Annotated in this window: 4 protein-coding genes; all 4 read left to right on the top strand. The window is 65.1% G+C overall.

All coding sequences use genetic code 11. The features are described 5' to 3' along the window. Nucleotides 1-230: SDR family oxidoreductase (locus EN749_RS34520; protein WP_128364851.1), on the top strand; the 230-nt coding region annotated here is incomplete at its 5' end. After that, nucleotides 224-931, top strand: coding sequence for an SDR family oxidoreductase (locus EN749_RS34515; protein WP_127396856.1), 708 nt, complete (start codon nucleotides 224-226; stop codon nucleotides 929-931). The genes EN749_RS34520 and EN749_RS34515, both read left to right, overlap by 7 nt. A gap of 12 nt (nucleotides 932-943) precedes the next feature. Beyond that, the gene (locus EN749_RS34510; RefSeq protein ID WP_127396855.1) at nucleotides 944-1,714 is read left to right on the top strand and encodes a creatininase; all 771 of its coding nucleotides are present in this window, start codon (nucleotides 944-946) and stop codon (nucleotides 1,712-1,714) included. A gap of 12 nt (nucleotides 1,715-1,726) precedes the next feature. After that, the coding region (locus EN749_RS34505; protein ID WP_189367920.1) for an arginase family protein at nucleotides 1,727-2,230 on the top strand (504 nt) is incomplete at its 3' end.

Below are 2,230 nucleotides of genomic sequence, written 5' to 3'. Positions count from 1 at the left end.
GTCCGGGATGGGTCCGCACGGAAGCATCGATGCGCTCGCTTGGCCGCATGGCCGAGCAAGGCGGCGTCAGTGAACCAGCACTGCTCGAAGACATGGTCGGCGCGCAAGCCCTGCCCGGCCTGATGGAGCCGGCCGACATGGCCGGCACCTACCTGTTCCTGGCGTCGGATCTCGCGGCCAACATCACCGGGCAGTCGCTCGGCGTCGACAGGGGAGAAGTGCCTTGGTAACCCCGCTGCACGGAAAACGCGCGCTGATCACCGGTGCGGCCAGCGGCATCGGCCGCGCGACCGCGCTCGCCTTGCGGGACGCCGGAGCCATGGTTCTCGGCTTCGATCTCAAGGCATCCGAAGGCGATATCCCGATCCTTGCCTGCGACCTTGCCAATGAGGCCGACATTATTGCCGCGGTCAGGCAAGGAGCGGAACGGATCGGCGGCTATGACATCCTGATCAACAATGCCGGCATCCTGCAGGAAGCACCGCTTGGCGCGATTTCGCTCGACCATGTCGACCGCATGTTTGCCGTCAATGTGCGCGGCGCCATCATCGTGGCGCGGGAAGTCCTGCCGTACCTTCCCGATGGCGGCCGCATCATCAACATCGCCTCCGAGCTTGCCTATCTCGGCCGGGCGAGCGCCTCGGTCTATTGCGCGACCAAGGCCGCATTGCTCGGCCTGACCCGATCCTGGGCGCGCGAGCTTGCGCCTCGCATCCTGGTCAACGCCGTGGCGCCGGGGCCGACAGACACGCCGCTTCTCGGTTTCGAGGCGCTGAGCGAGAGCCAGCGCGCGCTTGAAACGACACACCCGCTGGGGCGGATCGGCCGGCCGGATGAAATCGCCTCCGCGGTGGTCTTCCTTGCCGGCCCCGGCGCGACCTTCTTCACTGGACAATGCCTGGGCGCCAATGGTGGCGCGGCGATGCTTTGAAACGAGATGATCATGAAAGACCGAGTTTTCCTCGCTGAACTGCCATGGCCCGAAGCCGAGAAGCGGATCGCCGCCGGCGCTCCCATCTTCCTGCCGCTCGGCTCGACCGAACAGCACGGCCACCACATGGCGATGAACGTCGATGTTGTGCTTCCCACCGCCATCGCCGAGACGGTGGCGAAGCAGGTTGGCGGCCTCGTCGCGCCGACCATTGCCTACGGCAACCGCTCGCAGCCGAGAACAGGCGGCGGCCCGGCCTTCCCCGGCACGATCAACATCACGGCGCATACGTTTTCGCTGCTGGTCAAGGATGTGATCTGCGATCTCTATCGCCAGAAGGTCCGGCGCATCGTTGTCCTCAACGGCCACTACGAGAACATCGGCCCGTCGATCGAAGGCATCGAACTGGCGCTCGACGCCATCGGCCGCGAGCGTGCGGCGGATCTGACGATCCTGCGCATCGATCATTGGGAAATGGTGCGCACAGAGACGCTGGCGAAAGTGTTCCCCGATGGTTATCCCGGCATCGAGCTGGAACATGCGAGCGTCATCGAGACCTCGATGATGCTGGCGCTGCGTCCCGAGTTCGTCGACCTCGGCAAGGCACTGCATGACGGCCCGGCGCAGTTCAGGCCATATGATCGCTATCCCAAGCCAGCCGAGGAAGTGCCGCCATCCGGCGTGCTGTCGCTGACCGAGGGCTCATCGGCCGAAAAGGGCCGGTGGCTGCTCGACGACTGCGAGACCCGCATTGCGGAAATCGTCAAACGTGAATTCTTCTGAGGTGCCGACACCATGAGCAGCAATTTCTTCCAGCCGATCGATGCCTCCGCCGTTCCTCGTTTCGCCGGACTTTCGACCTTCATGAGACTGCCGGCCGTGGCGAGTGCGGAGGGGCTCGACATCGCGCTCGTCGGCATACCGTGGGACGGTGGCACCACCAATCGCGCCGGTGCGCGGCATGGCCCGCGCGAAATCCGCAACCAGTCGAGCCTGATGCGGCGCGCCCATCACGTCTCGGGGACCGAGCCGTTCAGCATCGCCAATGTCGCCGATGTCGGCGATCTCTCGGTCAATCCAATCAACCTCCTGGACGGGCTGAAGCGCATCGAGGACGGCATCGCGGCGATCGTCACGGCGGGCGCCATTCCGCTTGCAGCGGGCGGCGATCATCTGACGACGTTGCCGGAGCTGCGCGCCGTGGCCCGCAAGGCGCCCGTCGGCATGATCCATTTCGACGCGCATTCCGACACCAACGACCGTTATTTCGGCGACAATCCCTATACGCATGGCACGCCC

It is taken from the genome of Mesorhizobium sp. M7A.F.Ca.ET.027.02.1.1, assembly GCF_004022985.1.
GTDB lineage: Bacteria > Pseudomonadota > Alphaproteobacteria > Rhizobiales > Rhizobiaceae > Mesorhizobium.
Note: the sequence above shows the minus strand (reverse complement) of the source record. Positions and strands in the feature narration are given on the sequence as shown.

What these genes read in the sequence shown, in the direction of transcription:
- EN749_RS34510 (WP_127396855.1), top strand. Translation starts at nt 944, where the DNA reads ATGAAAGACCGAGTTTTCCTCGCTGAACTGCCATGGCCCGAAGCCGAG.